General features: G+C 72.4%; 20 protein-coding genes. 12 read left to right on the top strand and 8 right to left on the bottom strand.

All coding sequences use genetic code 11. The features are described from left to right. The first annotated feature begins 81 nt into the window (after nucleotides 1–81). Entirely contained in the window at nucleotides 82–1,038 is a 957-nt protein-coding gene (locus tag AB0H28_RS09975; RefSeq protein ID WP_358036536.1) for a CoA ester lyase, read from the top strand. A 48-nt stretch (nucleotides 1,039–1,086) separates the two neighbouring features. Here AB0H28_RS09975 and AB0H28_RS09970 read toward each other — a convergent pair whose 3' ends face one another. Further along, nucleotides 1,087–1,566, bottom strand: a complete 480-nt coding sequence (locus AB0H28_RS09970) for a DUF4190 domain-containing protein (RefSeq protein ID WP_358036534.1) — start codon at nucleotides 1,564–1,566, stop codon at nucleotides 1,087–1,089. 116 nt (nucleotides 1,567–1,682) lie between these two features. On the opposite strand from AB0H28_RS09970, the gene AB0H28_RS09965 reads away from it, so the two are divergent. Then, a complete protein-coding gene (locus AB0H28_RS09965) occupies nucleotides 1,683–2,573 on the top strand; it encodes an SDR family NAD(P)-dependent oxidoreductase (RefSeq protein ID WP_358036532.1) in 891 nt (296 codons plus the stop codon). A 2-nt stretch (nucleotides 2,574–2,575) separates the two neighbouring features. Here the strand turns inward: AB0H28_RS09965 and AB0H28_RS09960 are convergent, their stop codons facing one another. Further along, complete coding sequence (locus AB0H28_RS09960) at nucleotides 2,576–2,977, bottom strand: DUF4190 domain-containing protein (RefSeq protein ID WP_358036530.1); 402 nt, start codon at nucleotides 2,975–2,977, stop codon at nucleotides 2,576–2,578. Between the two features lie 153 nt (nucleotides 2,978–3,130). On the opposite strand from AB0H28_RS09960, the gene AB0H28_RS09955 reads away from it, so the two are divergent. Continuing rightward, entirely contained in the window at nucleotides 3,131–4,327 is a 1,197-nt protein-coding gene (locus tag AB0H28_RS09955) for an acyl-CoA dehydrogenase family protein (protein WP_358036528.1), read from the top strand. Between the two features lie 45 nt (nucleotides 4,328–4,372). Here the strand turns inward: AB0H28_RS09955 and AB0H28_RS09950 are convergent, their stop codons facing one another. Next, nucleotides 4,373–5,014, bottom strand: a complete 642-nt coding sequence (locus tag AB0H28_RS09950; protein ID WP_358036526.1) for a hypothetical protein — start codon at nucleotides 5,012–5,014, stop codon at nucleotides 4,373–4,375. 88 nt (nucleotides 5,015–5,102) lie between these two features. On the opposite strand from AB0H28_RS09950, the gene AB0H28_RS09945 reads away from it, so the two are divergent. Beyond that, nucleotides 5,103–5,759 carry a TetR family transcriptional regulator C-terminal domain-containing protein gene (locus tag AB0H28_RS09945; RefSeq protein WP_358036524.1) on the top strand — a complete coding sequence of 219 codons (657 nt, stop codon included), beginning with the start codon at nucleotides 5,103–5,105 and terminating at the stop codon, nucleotides 5,757–5,759. Here AB0H28_RS09945 and AB0H28_RS09940 read toward each other — a convergent pair. After that, a complete protein-coding gene (locus AB0H28_RS09940; protein ID WP_358036522.1) occupies nucleotides 5,716–6,123 on the bottom strand; it encodes a CoA-binding protein in 408 nt (135 codons plus the stop codon). The genes AB0H28_RS09945 and AB0H28_RS09940 overlap by 44 nt on opposite strands. Before the next feature lie 27 nt (nucleotides 6,124–6,150). Continuing rightward, on the bottom strand, nucleotides 6,151–8,226 hold the full coding sequence (locus AB0H28_RS09935; protein WP_358036521.1) for an intein-containing Rv2578c family radical SAM protein: 2,076 nt from the start codon (nucleotides 8,224–8,226) through the stop codon (nucleotides 6,151–6,153). 91 nt (nucleotides 8,227–8,317) lie between these two features. Between AB0H28_RS09935 and AB0H28_RS09930 the strand changes: the two genes are divergently transcribed. Further along, nucleotides 8,318–8,737 (top strand): DUF393 domain-containing protein, encoded by a 420-nt coding sequence (locus tag AB0H28_RS09930; RefSeq protein ID WP_358036520.1) that lies wholly within the window; start codon nucleotides 8,318–8,320, stop codon nucleotides 8,735–8,737. A gap of 88 nt (nucleotides 8,738–8,825) precedes the next feature. On the opposite strand, the gene AB0H28_RS09925 is transcribed toward AB0H28_RS09930, so the two are convergent. From AB0H28_RS09925 to trxA, 3 genes are all read right to left on the bottom strand, one after another. Then, nucleotides 8,826–9,788, bottom strand: coding sequence for an MFS transporter permease (locus tag AB0H28_RS09925; RefSeq protein WP_358036518.1), 963 nt, complete (start codon nucleotides 9,786–9,788; stop codon nucleotides 8,826–8,828). Further along, entirely contained in the window at nucleotides 9,785–10,225 is a 441-nt protein-coding gene (locus tag AB0H28_RS09920) for a hypothetical protein (protein ID WP_358036516.1), read from the bottom strand. Before AB0H28_RS09920 ends, AB0H28_RS09925 begins: the two co-directional genes overlap by 4 nt. A gap of 143 nt (nucleotides 10,226–10,368) precedes the next feature. Continuing rightward, nucleotides 10,369–10,731, bottom strand: a complete 363-nt coding sequence (gene trxA / locus AB0H28_RS09915) for a thioredoxin (RefSeq protein WP_358036514.1) — start codon at nucleotides 10,729–10,731, stop codon at nucleotides 10,369–10,371. A gap of 545 nt (nucleotides 10,732–11,276) precedes the next feature. Between trxA and AB0H28_RS09910 the strand changes: the two genes are divergently transcribed. The 7 genes from AB0H28_RS09910 (at nucleotide 11,277) to AB0H28_RS09880 (ending at nucleotide 15,910) form a co-directional block, all read left to right on the top strand. Beyond that, complete coding sequence (locus AB0H28_RS09910; protein ID WP_358036512.1) at nucleotides 11,277–11,792, top strand: MaoC family dehydratase; 516 nt, start codon at nucleotides 11,277–11,279, stop codon at nucleotides 11,790–11,792. Nucleotides 11,793–11,883: 91 nt separating this feature from the next. Continuing rightward, a complete protein-coding gene (locus AB0H28_RS09905; protein WP_358036510.1) occupies nucleotides 11,884–12,375 on the top strand; it encodes a hypothetical protein in 492 nt (163 codons plus the stop codon). A 34-nt stretch (nucleotides 12,376–12,409) separates the two neighbouring features. Beyond that, nucleotides 12,410–13,033: an RNA methyltransferase gene (locus AB0H28_RS09900; RefSeq protein ID WP_358036508.1), complete on the top strand. Its 624-nt coding sequence runs from the start codon at nucleotides 12,410–12,412 to the stop codon at nucleotides 13,031–13,033. A gap of 90 nt (nucleotides 13,034–13,123) precedes the next feature. After that, the gene (locus AB0H28_RS09895) at nucleotides 13,124–13,822 is read left to right on the top strand and encodes a DUF6758 family protein (RefSeq protein ID WP_358036506.1); all 699 of its coding nucleotides are present in this window, start codon (nucleotides 13,124–13,126) and stop codon (nucleotides 13,820–13,822) included. A 116-nt stretch (nucleotides 13,823–13,938) separates the two neighbouring features. Further along, entirely contained in the window at nucleotides 13,939–14,097 is a 159-nt protein-coding gene (locus AB0H28_RS09890) for a hypothetical protein (RefSeq protein WP_013283898.1), read from the top strand. 6 nt (nucleotides 14,098–14,103) lie between these two features. Continuing rightward, nucleotides 14,104–14,976, top strand: a complete 873-nt coding sequence (locus AB0H28_RS09885; RefSeq protein ID WP_358036504.1) for a PH domain-containing protein — start codon at nucleotides 14,104–14,106, stop codon at nucleotides 14,974–14,976. Between the two features lie 103 nt (nucleotides 14,977–15,079). Next, nucleotides 15,080–15,910, top strand: a complete 831-nt coding sequence (locus AB0H28_RS09880) for a SigE family RNA polymerase sigma factor (protein WP_358036502.1) — start codon at nucleotides 15,080–15,082, stop codon at nucleotides 15,908–15,910. The last annotated feature ends 18 nt before the right edge of the window (nucleotides 15,911–15,928 follow it).

The raw sequence follows: 15,928 nt of genomic DNA, 5'->3' as shown, positions 1-15,928 counted from the left end.
TGCCCTTTGGGATCGTTAAGTCCTCGACATCCACCGCCGCGTCGGCCGCGCCCGCAGCCGGACGCTGGAAGGAGCGCATCCATGACCGCTGTCGGTCGCCCCCGCCGGTCCTGTCTCGCGGTACCCGGCTCCAGCGTCAAGATGCTCGGCAAGGCCCAGGGCCTCCCCGCCGACCAGGTCTTCCTCGACCTGGAGGACGCGGTCGCCCCGCTGGCCAAGCCGGACGCGCGCAAGAACATCGTGGCCGCGTTGAACGAGGGGGACTGGGCCGGCAAGACCCGGGTGGTCCGGGTGAACGACCTGACCACGCCGTGGACCTACCGCGACGTCATCGAGGTGGTCGAAGGCGCCGGGGCGAACCTGGACTGCATCATGCTGCCGAAGGCGCAGAACGCGGAGCAGGTGCACTGGCTGGACCTGCTGCTCACCCAGATCGAGAAGACGCTCGGCCTGGAGGTGGGCCGGATCGGCATCGAGGCGCAGATCGAGAACGCCGCCGGGCTGGTCAACGTGGACGCCATCGCGGGCGCCTCGCCTCGGGTGGAGACGATCATCTTCGGTCCGGCCGACTTCATGGCCTCGATCAACATGAAGTCGCTGGTGGTCGGCGCGTTGATTCCGGACTACCCGGGCGACCCCTATCACTACATCCTGATGCGGATCCTGATGGCCGCCCGGATGCACGACAAGCAGGCGATCGACGGCCCCTTCCTGCAGATCCGGGACGTCGACGGGTTCCGCGAGGTGGCGAAGCGCTCGGCCGCGTTGGGCTTCGACGGCAAGTGGGTGCTGCACCCCGGCCAGGTCGACGCGGCCAACGAGGTCTACTCGCCGGCGCAGGACGACTACGACCACGCCGAGCTGATCCTCGACGCCTACGACTACTACACCTCGGAGGCGGGCGGGAAACTCGGGGCGGTGATGCTCGGCGACGAGATGATCGACGAGGCGTCCCGCAAGATGGCGCTGGTGATCGCGGCCAAGGGCCGGGCCGCCGGGATGGCGCGGACCTCCTCGTTCACTCCGCCCGCGCAGTGACTCCGCGACGGGCCGCCCCGACTTCGCACCCGGGGCGGCCCGCCGAGGTCAGTAGGTCGTGCCGTCGAAGCCGGACGTGTCGTGGTTGGCCGCCCAGACGATGAAGATCACGATGGCGATGGTGGCCAGCACAGCCAGCACGGTCGCGATCCAGCCGACGATGATGCCGGCGGTGGCGAAGCCCTCGCCACCCTCGCCGCGCTCCCTGATCTGCTTGCGGGACACGTGGCCGAGGATCGCGCCCACCACGCCGATGTAGCCGCCCAGGCCGTAACCGCAGAGGCCGAGCGCGCCGATGATCGAGACGACCATCGCGGCGATGGCCAGGCCGTTCTGCTTCGGCGCGGGCGGGTACCCGTATCCCGGATAACCGGCCGGCGGTGGGTACGCGCCCGGCTGCGGATACGCGTTCGGCGGGTAGCCGGCTGTCGCGTATGGGTCGGCGGGCGCGTACGGGTCCGGCGGGCTCGACTGCGGGCCGGGCGTCGAGGGGTCGTGCCAACCACCGGACGGTGGGGGATAGCTCATCTGATCATCTCCAGGTACGTGGTCCGGGTCAGGGTAGCCACCCGGGAACAACCCGGAGGACCCCCTTTCCGGGTGCCGCATTGCCCGGAAGGTCCACAGCGGGCAGGATCCTCGGCATGGCACTTGACGCGCGTGGGGGTCGGTCGCGACGGGACATGAGCCGGCCCGGGTCGGTGCGCCGCCCGCGCGCCGGCGAGCCGGCGGGCGCCGCCGACCAGGATCGCGTCGAGCCGCTCCCGGAGACCACCACCATGCGGCTGGACGGCCGGGTCGCGCTGGTCACCGGCGCGGGCAGCGCGGACGGCATCGGGTACGCGACCGCGCGCCGGCTGGCCGACCTGGGTGCCCGGGTGGCGATCGTGTCGACCACCCGGCGGATCCACGACCGCGCCGGGGAGCTGGGGGTCACCGGTTTCGTGGCCGACCTCACCGACGAGTCCGAGGTGGGCGCGCTCGCCGACGCGGTGGCGGAGCAGCTCGGCGACGTCGAGGTGCTGGTCAACAACGCGGGCCTGGCGAGCCGGGCCAGCCCGGAGGTGCTGCGGCCGGTGGCCCAGCTGACGTACGACGAGTGGCGCGGCGAGATCGACCGCAACCTGACCACCGCGTTCCTGTGCAGCCGCGCGTTCATCAACGGCATGGCGGAGCGCGGCTGGGGGCGGATCGTCAACCTGGCGGCCACCGCCGGGCCGGTCAACGCGCTGCCCACCGAGGCCGGCTACGCGGCGGCGAAGGCCGGGGTGGTCGGGCTGACCCGGGCCCTGGCGATGGAGATGATCGCCGACGGGGTGACCGTCAACGCGGTGGCGCCGGGCATCATCCACACCGCCGCGTCCACCCTGGCCGAGATCAAGCAGGGGCACGGCACCCCGGTGGGGCGGCCCGGCACGCCGGACGAGGTGGCCGCCGCGATCGCGTTCCTCTGCTCGCCGGCCGCGTCGTACATCACCGGGCAGATGCTCGTGGTCGACGGCGGCAACAGCGTGCGGGAGGCGCAGTTCCGCTGAGGTCAGTAGCCGTTGTTGTCCGCGTTGGCCCAGATCGCCAGGCCGATCCAGCCGCAGCAGGCCAGCAGGCCGAGCGCGGTGAAGACGTAGCTGAGGATCAGCCCCCAGGTGGCGAGCTGGTCGCCCTCCTCGCCGGTCTGCCGGATCTGCCGCTTGGCCAGGTGACCGCAGACGATGCCGGCCGGGGCGAAGACGAACGCGAAGACCAACGACAGGATGGCGAGCACGTTCGTCCCGGCCGGTCGCGGTTGCCCGCCGGGCGGGCCGTACTGGCCGTAGGGCGGCTGCGGGGCGTACGGCGGCTGCTGGCCCCACTGCGGGTGCTGCTGCCCGTAGTGGGGTTGTTCGTACGGCTGGCCGTGCGACGGCGGCTCGTACGGCGACGGTGGCTGCTCGTCGGTCACGCTCGCCCCCTCTCTCTTGCGGACGCTACCCGCAGCGGTGAACCTTTTCACAGCGGTTGTGTGGACTGGTCACCTTGGCGCGGCCGGTCCCGGGGCCGATACTGACCGAGCGTTCAGTTACCCATGAGTAATGCGCCGACCCCGGAGGCTGAGATGGCTCGACTCGCCCAGACGCCCGGCCTGACCGACGTGCAGCGGTCGATCCTGGAAACCGTCCGGGAGTTCGCCGACAAGGAGATCATCCCGCACGCCCAGCGGCTGGAACACGCCGACGAGTACCCCGCCGACATCCTCGACGGGATGCGTGAGATGGGGCTGTTCGGCCTCACCATCGGCGAGGAGCACGGCGGCCTCGGTGAGTCCCTGCTCACCTACGCGCTCGTGGTCGAGGAACTGTCCCGGGGCTGGATGTCGATCTCCGGCATCGTCAACACGCACTTCATCGTGGCGTACCTGATCTCGCAGCACGGCTCGGCGGAGCAGAAGGCCCGGCTGCTGCCCCGGATGGCCACCGGCGAGGTGCGCGGCGCGTTCTCCATGTCGGAACCGGAGTGCGGCTCGGACGTCTCGGCGATCAAGTCGAAGGCGGTCCGCGACGGCGACAACTACGTGCTCGACGGGCAGAAGATGTGGCTGACCAACGGGGCGTACTCGTCGGTGGTGGCGACGCTGGTCAAGACCGACACCGGGGCCGACTCCGTCTACGGCAACATGAGCACGTTCCTGCTGGAGAAGGAGCCCGGTTTCGGGGAGACCGCGCCCGGCCTGACCATCCCCGGCAAGATCGACAAGATGGGCTACAAGGGCGTCGAGACCACCGAGATGGTGCTCGACGGCGTCACCGTCCCGGCCTCCGCGGTGCTCGGCGGCGAGGAGAAGGTCGGCCGTGGCTTCTACCAGATGATGGACGGCATCGAGGTGGGCCGGGTCAACGTGGCCGCCCGCGCCTGCGGCATCTCGATCCGCGCGTTCGAGTTGGCCGTCGCGTACGCCCAGCAGCGCAAGACGTTCGGCCAGCCGCTCGCCCGGCACCAGGCGATCGCGTTCAAGCTCGCCGAGATGGGCACGAAGATCGAGGCCGCGCACGCGTTGATGGTCAACGCGGCCCGGCTCAAGGACGCCGGCCAGCGCAACGACGTCGAGGCCGGCATGGCCAAGCTGCTCGCTTCGGAATACTGCGCCGAGGTGGTCCAGGAGGCGTTCCGCATCCACGGCGGTTACGGCTACTCCAAGGAGTACGAGATCGAGCGCCTGATGCGTGAGGCGCCGTTCCTGCTGATCGGCGAGGGCACCTCGGAGATCCAGAAGACCATCATCTCCCGCGGCCTGCTCCAGCAGTACAAGCTGTAAGGAAGGGCCCCTTCTTAACGCTTCCGGTAGAGAAGGGGCCCCTTCTCACCGCTTCGGCTGGGCGGTGGTGGCCAGGTGCCGGCGGGCGCGGTCGACGAGCGCCGCCGGGTCGTCCGCGTACATCCGGATCTCCCGGACCGGTGTGCTCGGCCCGCTCGGCAGCGGCACCGACAGCGGCTCCCGCAGCACCAGGTCGATCGCGGTCTGGCTGCCGACGCCGAGGTTCAGCACCGCCGGGTCGTCCTCGTCGTACCGCACGGCGCGACTGGACGGCAACGACCGGCGGCGCACCGCGACGTCGGCGACGGCGGCCCACGGGATCGTGACGTCGAGCGAGACGCCGTTGCGAATCCGCAGGCCGCCGGCGTCGACGACGTGCGGGTGGATCCGCAGGCTGGCCAGCAGACCGACCATCCACAGCACGCCCCAGACGCCGAGCCCGATCGCGGCGTGCCGGATCGTCTCCGAGTCGACGGTGTGCCGCAGGATCACGTCCAGGATCGGGATCTCGATCGTGGACAGGGCGAGGAAGGCCAGCAGGATCGGTTGCACGCCGCCGACGTAGGCGAACGTCGCCGCGTCGGGGGCCACCGGGTGGGGGCGGCGCAGCGCCCACCGGGTGAGGCTGCGCCACATGCCCCATTCGTACGCCACGACGCGTCGTGCCAACCGGATCGCTCGTCCCACCGTCACCCCTCCTCATCGCAATACAGTCGCAACGTAAAGGCTGGACGACGCCCATATCAATGCAGTTGTATTGTGAAATCATGGGGGCATGCCGAAGCGGGTCGACCATCTCCAGCGCCGGGCGCTGATCGCCGACGCGTTGATGCGGGTCGCCGCCGAGCAGGGGCTGGAGGCGGTCAGCCTGCGCCACGTGGCCGCCGCGGCCGGGGTCAGCCCCGGGATGGTGCAGCACTACTTCCGCACCCGGGACGAGATGATGACCTTCGCGCTCGCCGTGGTGAGCGAGCGCAACGAGGCCCGGGTGCGCCGGGCGGTCGAGGCGCTCGGCGCGACGCCGGCTCCCCGGGCGCTGCTGCGCGCCATGCTCGCCGAACTGCTGCCGCTGGACGAGGAGCGGCGGGCGGACGGGCGGGTGGCGCTGGCCTTCCTCGCGTACACCGCGGTCCGGCCCGCAGTCGCCGCGGCGCTGCACGGCGAGACCGCCGCGCTGCTCGCGTTCGTCGCCGACCGGATCGCCGCCGGATCACCGCTCGTCGCGGACGGCCGGGTGGACCCCGAGCGGGCCGCGGTCGGCCTGCTCGCCGTGATGGAAGGGCTCGGCGTCCACGTGCTCGGCGGGCACTACCCCCCGGAGACCGCACTGGCCGCGCTCGACGCCCAGCTCGACCTGATCTTCGGACCCGAGCCGGCCGCCGCCGCGGTCAATCGCGGCGGGTCAGCCCCGCGGCGGCCCGCTCGACGATGAGGCACCGGTCTTCCACGTAGTCGACGCCGGCCTCCTCGGCGATCCGGCGCGCCTCGGCGGAGACGATCCCGAGTTGCAGCCAGACCGCCGGCGCGCCGATCGCCACCGCCTGCCGGACCACCTCGACCGCGTCACCGGCCGGGCGGAACACGTCGACCAGGTCGACCGGGTGCGGGATGTCGGCGAGCGTCGGGTACGCCTGCTCGCCGAACAACTCGTCCACCGTCGGGTTCACCGGGATGATCCGCCAGCCGTGCCGCTGCATCTCCAGCGGCACGCGGTGCGCGGCCTTACCCGGGTCGCGGGAGGCCCCGACGACGGCGATCACTGCGGAGTCGGCGAGGAGCTGCTGGGCGGAGCGCATCAACCGAGCCTAGCCCCGTCGACCGGATCACAGCAGGGAGAGTTGTTCGGCGGCGGGGGCGGTCGGCGAGGGTTCGGGCAGCCGGCGGTTGTCGCCGACCTCGCCCCGGTGCAGCCCGTGCCGGCGCGCCGCCATCCGGACCCGCGCGCTCACCTCTCGCTGGTAGGGCTGAGGCGCGTACGCGCCGGCCTGGTAGAGGTGCCGGTAGCGGGGCACCAGGTGGGGGAACTCGCGGGCCAGCCAGCGCGCGTACCACTCCCGGGCGCCGGGTCGCAGGTGCAGCGGCAGCGGCGTCACGTCGGTGGCCCCGGAGGCGGCGATCGCGGCCACGGTGGCGTCGATCGACTCCTCGTCGTCGCCGAGGCCGGGCAGGATCGGCGCCATCAGCACCCCGACCTGGAAGCCGGCGTCGGTCAGCCGGCGGACCGCGTCCAGCCGGCGGCGTGGGCTCGGCGTGCCCGGTTCGGCCAGCCGCCAGAGCGTCTCGTCGACGAAGCCGACCGAGTAGGAGAGCCCGACCCGGGTCACCTCGGCGGCCTGTCGCAGCAGAGGCAGGTCACGCAGCAGCAGGGTGCCCTTGGTCAGGATCGAGAACGGATTGGCGAAGTCGCGTAGCGCCTCGATGATCGGCGGCATCAGCCGGTAGCGCCCCTCGGCGCGCTGGTAGCAGTCCACGTTGGTGCCCATGGCGACGGGCGCGCCCCGCCACCGTGGGGCGGCCAGCTCACGCCGGACCAGCTCACCGGCGTTGACCTTGACGACCACCTTGCGGTCGAAGTCCGCGCCGGCGTCGAGGTCGAGGTAGGTGTGGGTGTTGCGGGCGAAGCAGTTGTGGCTGACCACCCCGTTGGCGATGAAGTCGCCGGTGCCGGTGGTGATGTCCCACAGCGGCAACTCCAGGCCCAGATCCTCCACCGCGGTCACCTGGAGTCGCGCCGCGCACTTCAGCGCCGCGCCCTCGATCGAGCGCTTCCGGGTGACGGCCGGGTCGGTCAGGTGGAAGAAGCGCAGCCGCTCCGGCAGGCCGCCGGTCAACCGGAGCTGGCGGGTCCGGTTGCGGTTGCCAGGATCGTCGAGCGTCCACCGGAAGGCGAACCGGTCGAGCGCGGCGGCGGCCCGCCGCCGGCTCCCGTCGTCGGCGACGCCGATCCGGAACACGCCCCGGCCGCAGGTGCCGGCGGTGTCGAACGAGCCGGCCAGGAAGCCCAGCCGCCAGTCGTCGGTCGGCTCGTCCGGCGGGCGGACCAGACCGGCGAGGGTCTCGGCGTCGGCCGGCCGCGCCACCTTGACCACGGTGGACCGGCGGGCCGCCAGGCCGGCGACCGCTTCGGCGGCGACGCCGGCCTCGGCGAGGAAGCGCAGGGCGCGCTCCAGCGCCTCCGCCTCGGTGGTCGCCAGCCGGAAGCCCAGGCGCGGGGCCGCGTCGGCGTGCGGGGGTCGCATGGGGCGGCGGTGGTCGAGCCGCGTGGCGTCGCGGACCAGCGCGTGCAGGTAGCCCCGGTGGTAGTCGGTGGACCGCTTCGGTGCGACGGCGAACCGGCCGGTGCCGAGCAGCCGGTTGCGGGTGGTCAGGTAGGGACGCCGCGCGCCGCCACGCATGCTGCCGGTGACGTGCTTCCAACCGCGTTCGGTCAGGAAACGGTGGTCGCCGCTGGACACCAACGTGGTGCCGTCGCCCAGGGTGACCCGGTGGGCCCGCTTCACCGTCGACCACTTGTCGAGCACCGTGGTGACGATGTAGTGGCGGTAGGCGCCGCGTCGTTCGGTGCCGTAGATCCGGTCGCCGGGCTCCAGCTCGCTGATCGGCCGGGTGCGCCCGTCCGCCATCAGGATCGGCGTGTCGCCGGCGAGGCAGTAGGTGCACGCGTGGGAGCAGCCGCGGTAGGGGTTGACGGTCCACTCGAACGGGACGCGCGACCGCCCGGGCACCCGGTTGATGATCGACTTCGCCCGCACCTCGTAGAAGGTCATGCCGGCGAAGTCGGGCGTGTCGAACGTGCGGGCGACCGCCCCGGGCAGCGCCAGCGGCAGGGGTGGAGCCGCTGGCGCTGCCCGGTCGGGAGTCCCCTCGTCCGGGGGAGCGGAGAGGTTGTCCCAGCGCATGGACCTCATTCGAACATGCGTTCGAACGCAGCGCAAGTGGCGTGCCGGACACCGCGCGCCGTCGCGCGCCGCACGGGTGCAGGATGGTGGCATGGAGACGTCGACCTTCGTCTACGACGGCGACTGCGCCTTCTGCACCCGCTGCGCGCAGTTCATCGAACGTCGTATCCCCACCGGCGCCCGGGTGGTCCCGTGGCAGTTCGCCGACCTGGCGGCGCTGGGCCTGACCGAGGCCGAGTGCGAGGAGGCGGTCCAGTGGGTGGGCGCCGACGGCACCCGCGCCGCCGGGCCGGACGCCATCGCCCGGCTGCTCGGCGACAGCGGGCCACTCTGGCGCATCGCCGGGGGCGGCCTGCGGCTGGCGCCGGTCCGCGCCGCGGCCTGGCCCGCGTACCGCTGGGTGGCCCGCAACCGCCACCGCCTCCCCGGCGGCACCACCGCGTGCGCGCTGCCGCAGGAGGCCAGGGAACGGCTGTACGGCCCGACGCGCCACCCCGGCCCGACCTCCTGACCGGTCGGCCGGCCGTTCCTGGCGCCCGCCCGACCCCACCCGGGGCGGGCAGGGCACCTTCGGATCGTGGGCGGCGAGCCGGCGGCCGTCAACCTCGGGAACGGGGCCCGGTGGACGGGTCCGGTGCGGCCGTCACGGCCGACGCGCCCGCCACCGCGCCGGACGCGGCCGGGGCGACCGACGACGCGGACCGGGGGGTGACGGCGGCGGTGTCGGCCGGGCCGGCCCGGCGACCGAGCAGGCGGCGGGCCAGCAGCACCGGGCGGACCTTCTCCAACGGCAGGAAGGCGGTCATCGCCACCAGGTGCGGCGCGAACGAGATGGTGATCGTCGCGAAGGTCGCCAGATGAAACGAGTAGAAGAAGCCGACGACGGCCGTGCGCCACCGGGCCGGCACCACGAACACCAGCGGGCTGAGCAGTTCGAACGCCAGGATGCCGAACTGGGCCACGATCAGCAGGTGGGGCACCTGCGCGATCAGGTCGGCGAGGTCGGTGCCGCGGCGGATGATCGCCCGGGCCAGCACCGAGCCGGTCGCCCAGTCGAAGCCGCCGAAGCGGAACTTGGCCCAGGCGGCGAGGAAGTAGGTGCAGATCACCGCGATCTGGGTGACCCGCAGCGCCCAACCGCCCGCCTCGGTGCGGGTCGGATCGCCGTGCCGGGCCCGGCCGGCGGTCGGCAGCACGGCCAGCGCCACCAGGAACCCGAACCGATCGTGGTCGACCTTGCCGTAGCTCATCGCCACGACCATCCACTCGAAGTAGAGCGCGAAGACCGTCCAGCCGAGCAGCCGCGGCGCCCGGCCGGTGGCGGCGAGCAGCGCGGCCACCAGCAGCACCCAGAAGACCACGCCGACCACTGCCGGGTCGGGCGTGGGCAGCGGGAGCAGCCGGCCGACGAACAGTGGCCGGTAGAGGTCTCCGGGCACGTCGACGCGGGTGCGCACCCAGGGGGTGAAGACGACCAGATCGGCGGCGACGAAGAGGTAGACGAGGGTGCGGAAGGCGGCCACCCGGCCGCGCGGCACCGCCTCGGTCAGCCAGCCGGTCATCCGGTGGCCTCCCACCGCACCGCCGTCCGGTCGGTCCACCCGCCGGTCGGGCGCCCGCCCTGGATGTCGTGCCAGCGGACCACGATACGCACCTCGACCAGCGCCGGGGCGGCGGGGTGGCGGTCCGCGTACGCCTCGGCGACGGTGCGCAGCAGGCTCGGGTCGGCGGCGTAGCGGGCCTGCTGACCCTCGATCTCGGCCCGGCGGATGCCGGTGGCGTCCTGGCCGAGGGAGACCACCGCGCCGGTCCGGTCGACGCCCTCGATCCGGGTGTCGGGCGCGGGCGCGTCCGGTGGGTCGGAGGTGGAGTACATCCGGAACGGCCCGAACGGGAAGTCGTCGTCGCCGCCACGCACGGTGCCGAGGAGGAGCAGGGCCAGCCCGAGCAGGGTGGCGGCCAGCCGGACGGCACGCCCGCGCGCGGTCAAGGTCTCCATCAGGTCGCGACGTTACGGGAGTGAACCGTCCGGAAGTGTCCCTCAGTCGGCCATTTCTCACTGTCCACCCCGCCGGTCGGCGGGCACCCGGACGCCGCCGGCCGAGCCCGTGGTGCGGGGCTCGGCCGGCGGCGGGGACGGGCTCAGTGCTTGTGCTCGGCCAGCTTCTTGCGGACGTCGTCCATGTCCAGCTGCTGAACCTGCTCGATGAGGTTCTCCAGCGCCGACTCGGGCAGCGCGCCCGGCTGGGCGTACACGATGACGCCGTCGCGGATCGCCATCACGGTCGGGATGGAGCTGATGTTGAACTTGGCCGCCAGCTCCTGCTGCGCCTCGGTGTCGACCTTGCCGAAGGCGATCTCCGGGTGCTTCTCCGAGGAGCGCTCGTAGACAGGGGCGAAGCGCTTGCACGGGCCGCACCAGTCCGCCCAGAAGTCGAGCAGGACGATGCCGTCACGCCCGGTCACCTCGTCGAAGTTGGCCGTGGTCAGCTCAACCGTAGACATTGCTCTCTCCGATCACCGCGGATTGCCGTACGTCCGGTGGAACCAAGGTCGATCCAGGGGAATTCCCGCGACCTGCGCGGCGAAACACCGGCCCGGCCTGGGGTGATCCTCAACACATCGAAGTCTATCTGTTCGTGGCGGTCGTGCGGATCGCAAATGCATGACGCATTTGCGTGACGGGACGTGATGGGAGCGTTTCCAGGGAGATCACGCTCAGTTTCGGCTACGGGTCGGTAACTTGCGGCCTGAAGAGGGGCTATCCGGCCTGCGGAGATCGCTTTATCAAGGGGCCCCTATAACGCTGAGTAGTGTTACGAAAAGATAACTGTGACGTCCGTCTCTGTCGGCATCACGCCCTCGTGCGGCAGAATCTCCGTCATCAGAGCGTGGGCGGCGGGTGCCGGGGAGGGCCCCGCCGCTCATTGCGTCTCCCCCAGGTGGCGCCCGGTGTGACATTTCCGCCGCGCGAGCGCCCCGGCCCCGGCCTTAACCAGCGGTAAGGCATGCTGGGCCGAACTCCATCGCCGCCCGTCGAAGGGACCAGGATGCAGTTCGGCCGCTACTACGAGGAGTTCGAGGTCGGCGCGGTCTACCGGCACTGGCCGGGCAAGACGGTCACCGAGTACGACGACCACCTGTTCTGCCTGCTCACCATGAACCACCACCCGCTCCACCTGGACGCCCACTACGCGGAGTCCGCCTCCCAGTTCAAGCGCAACGTGGTGGTCGGCAACTACGTCTACTCGCTGCTGCTGGGCATGTCGGTGCCCGACGTCAGCGGCAAGGCGATCGCCAACCTGGAGATCGAGTCGTTGCGACACGTCGCCCCGACCTTCCACGGGGACACGATCTACGGCGAGACGACGGTGCTCGACAAGCGCGAGTCGGCCTCGAAGCCCGACCGCGGCGTGGTCGCGGTGGAGACCCGGGGCTACAACCAGGACGGCACGCTGGTCTGCGTCTTCCGGCGCAAGGTCATGGTGCCCAAGAAGGAGTACGCGGTCGCGGCCGTGCCGGACGGCGTCGACCCGGAGCGCCCGAGCTTCCCCGAGCCGCGCTGAACCGGACGCCCGACGCGCGGGTCCCGTCGTCCTTCGGCGAGGACGGGGCCCGCGACCCCGCGCGGAGCATATGCTCTGGCTGGAGGTTCCCATGAGCCACTCCGTCGCCGGAGAGCCGTCCTCTGCCGGTCGCCGCGCCGTACCGCCCACCACCGCCGCGTACTCCGCCGCGGAGTGGGACCTGCTGACCGATCTGCCGGGCCGGATCCTGGTCGCCGCCGCCTCGCCCGGCCCCGGTCGCCCGCACCGGGGCGTCACCGCCGGGCTGGCCGGCCTGGACGCCGTGGCCGCCGGTCGGGCCTCCGACAGCGACCTGATCCGGGCGGTGGTCACCGCGATCTACGCGCGCCACGACGGCGCGACCGAACGCAATGAGCGCCTCACCGACCTGGTGGACCTGCTGGCCGCGGCCCGGGCCGCGGTGCGGGTGCTGCGCCGCCGGGCCGACCCGGCCGACTCCGCCGCGTACCGGCAGTGGGTGGAGTCGGTGGCCGTCCGGGTGTGCCACGCCGGCCAGACCTCGCCCGGCCCGGCCGACCGGCGCTTCCTGGACCGGCTGGGCGGCGCGCTCGACCTGCGCTGACCGTGCGCCCGGCTGACCCGTACCCTCGGCAGCCGTGACCGACGACCAGCTCGACGTGGGCGTGGGGCCGTGGCCCGGTGACCCGCCGGACGACCCGCGCCTCGATCCGGAGCTGCTCGCCGCCGGGGACCGGCGCAACGTGGTGGACCGCTACCGCTACTGGCGGCGGGAGGCCGTGGTGGCCGACCTGGACCGGCGCCGGCACGACTTCCACGTGGCGGTCGAGAACTGGCAGCACGACTTCAACATCGGCACGGTGGTCCGCAACGCCAACGCGTTCCTCGCCGCCGAGGTGCACATCGTCGGGCGCCGGCGGTGGAATCGCCGGGGCGCCATGGTGACCGACCGCTACCAGCACGTCCGGCACCACCCGACGATCGAGGAGTTCGTCGCCTGGGCGGCGGGGGAGCGGCTGCCGGTGGTCGGGATCGACAACCTGCCCGGCTCCCGGCCGCTGGAGACCGGCGTCCTGCCCCGCCGTTGCGTGCTGCTCTTCGGGCAGGAGGGTCCGGGGCTCTCCGCGGTGGCCCGGGCGGCCTGCGACGCGCTCTTCTCGATCGCCCAGTACGGCTCGACCCGTTCGATAAACGCGGGCGTGGCCAGCGGCATCGCCATGCACTCCTGGATCCGGTCGTACGCCGGCCCGCCGCCGGACTGACCCCTCGGTGGTTTTGCCGCCAGGCGGAAATCCCATGTTCGTCGGCCCGGTCCGCTTGACGCCCCGTCGGCCCGGGGCGACGGTGAAGGCGTGACAGTCGCGGTGAGTTGTCCGAGGTGCGCCGGCTCGGTGCGGGAGCCGGACCTGATGCACGGCGAGTACCGGTGCCTGCGCTGCGGCCCGATCGTGCCCCTGCACGTGCCCGAGCACATCGGCGCCGAGATCATGGCGAGCGTGGTCGAGCGGGTGGCCGCCGACGGCGAGTCGGCCGACCGGCCCGCCGTGCCGCTGTGGTGCCCGTGGCCGCTCCCGCCCGGTTGGACGCTGACCGGCGTGGCGTGGGCGGGCGACGACCGGGCCGGGATCCGCGCCACGGTGGTCGCCTGCGCCGGCCCGGCGCCGCTCGACGGTGGACCGGCCGACCTGATTTTCGTCGCCGAGGAGCCCGGCGTCGGCCTGGGTTCCCGCTTCGCGGGACTGCCCGGCCCCGATCCCGGCCCGCAGGTCGAGGCGGCGCTGACCGATCCCGGCCCTGGTCATCCCGAGCGTGTGCCGCACGCGAAGATCCGGGTGAGTGGTCATCCCACTCCACTGTGGCTCGTGCGGTCCGAAACGGATCGAAGCGCGTACGCCGGCGAGGCTCGGGGAATGTGGCTCCATGCGATAGCCTGGCCGGCGAGCGCGGGTCACCTCCTCGCGGAAGAAGTCGTGCTGCACGACCTCACCGAGTGGACGCCGCCCGAACTCGTGTACGGCGCACCGTCCCCGTACCTGCACGGACAGGCCTGACCGGCCGGCCCGGCAGTCGGGGAGCGGACGCAGATATTCACGGTAAGACACCATGCTGATACTCTGGGTGCCGCTGCGGTAAACGGACCCGGCTCCGCGCGAGAGGATGGCCCGCTATGGTCAAGAAGGTCCTCACCTGGGCCGGCATCGCATTCTTGATCTTCTTCGTCGCGTACCGGCCGAACTCGGCCGCCGACGTGTTCAAGTCTCTCGGTGGCGGCATCATGGACATCGCTCAGGGCTTCGGCGACTTCTTCACCAACCTCGTCGCCTAGCCAACCATGGGAAGCCCTTCCGGTCCCCCCTTCGACCCGGACGATCCCGACCGGGCACGCCGGGAGCGCGACACCGAGCCGATCCCACGGATCGACCCGGACGACGGTCCCGGCTACGGCGCGGGGCCCGGCTACGGGGCCGGGCCCTCCCTGTCGGACGATGCCGCGTTCGGCGACGGCCCCGGCTATGCCGGCGAAGGTCGCTCCGGCCGCTCCTGGTCACGCGATCCGGAGGGCTACCCGGACCAGCCGATCTCCGAGGAGGAGTTGGCCGGTCTCCGGGTCGACGCCTCCGGCATGGCACCACGCCGGGTGCTGCCCCTGGAGGACGAGCCCAGCTCACTTGTCGCCCGCTACCTCTTCCCCACCGAGCGCTACCGGGGCGAGTGGAAGCGGCACTGGATCCACCTCAGCACGCCGATCATCGTCGGCATCGCGGCCACGTTCGTGCTCGGCTACCTTTCCGGCTTCCTCGCCGGTCGGGACGTCGGCGCGCTGACCACGATCGCCGTGCTGCTCTGGTTCGCCGTGATGGGCTGGGTCGCCTGGCGGGTCGCCGACTGGTGGTACGACCGCTTCATCCTGACCAACAAGCGGGTGATGGTGGTCAACGGCATCATCACCCGCCGGGTCGCGATGATGCCGCTGGTCCGGGTCACCGACATGAAATACGAACAGACCCCGACCGGCCGCGCCCTCAACTACGGCACCTTCGTGCTGGAGTCGGCCGGCCAGGAGCAGGCGCTGCGCGAGGTCAAGAACCTGCCCAACCCGAACGAGCTGTACCTGCGCGTGGTGGAGGAGATGTACGAGCCGCAGGCCGTCGAGGCACGGTTGGGCAAGGAGGCCGACGAGGCGAAGGCCGACGACGGCGCCTGAAACTTTTCGTCCGAACATCGGATGAACTGCACACCTTTCGCCGTCGACTCGGCCCACCCGGCCGTGGGAGCCTGCCAGGCAGGACGGGGGCGCGGAGGTGAGCGTGGCGAGCAGGGATCCGCTGGAGGAGGAGTTCCGCGAGTTCGTCGCGGCCCGGTCCGGCGCCCTGCTGCGCACCGCCTACCTGCTGGCCGGCGACTGGGCCACCGCCGAGGACCTGCTCCAGACCGCGCTGACCAAGACCTACCTGGCCTGGAAGCGGCTCGGCGGGATCGACGCCATCGAGCCGTACGCCCGCCGGGTCCTGGTCAACACGTCGACCAGCTGGTGGCGTCGTCGCTGGCACGGTGAACGGCCGACCGAGGTGCTGCCGGAGCGGGCCGGCGTCGACGAGATCGAGCACCAGCTCGACCGGGACGCGCTCTGGCGGCACCTCCAGGCGCTGCCCGCCCGACAGCGCGCCGTGCTGGTGCTCCGCTTCTACGAGGACATGTCGGAGGCGCAGACGGCGGCGCTGCTGGAGATCTCGCCCGGCACGGTCAAGAGCCAGACCTCCCGGGCGCTGAACACCCTGCGCCGCCGGCTCGGCTCCGAGACCGACCTGGGCCTGCCGACCGAACGGGGGGCCCAGGCGTCGCCGGCCGCCCCACCCGGCCGCCCCAGCCGGCCCGCCCCGGCCCGGCAGGCCACGCCCGCCGGCGCGCCGGTACGACAGGCCACGCCCGCCGGCCAGGGCGCGCCGGTACGGCAGGCCACGCCCGCCGGCCAGGGCGCGCCGGCCCGCCGGTCCGCGCCCGGCGGTCAGGAGGCCGCCGCGCGGCAGCCCGCCCGCCGGCCCGACGCCGCCGGTCGACCCGCGGCCCCGGCAGCCCGCCCGACCGCGCCGCCGACCCAGGTCCGCCCGGCCGTCGGGATTCCGGCGGAGACCCGATGAGCGGCAGCCGGCCCGTCC

Origin of the sequence: Micromonospora sp. NPDC050980 (assembly GCF_040653835.1) — a bacterium.
GTDB lineage: Bacteria > Actinomycetota > Actinomycetes > Mycobacteriales > Micromonosporaceae > Micromonospora.
This window is presented reverse-complemented; position numbering and strand designations above follow the sequence as displayed.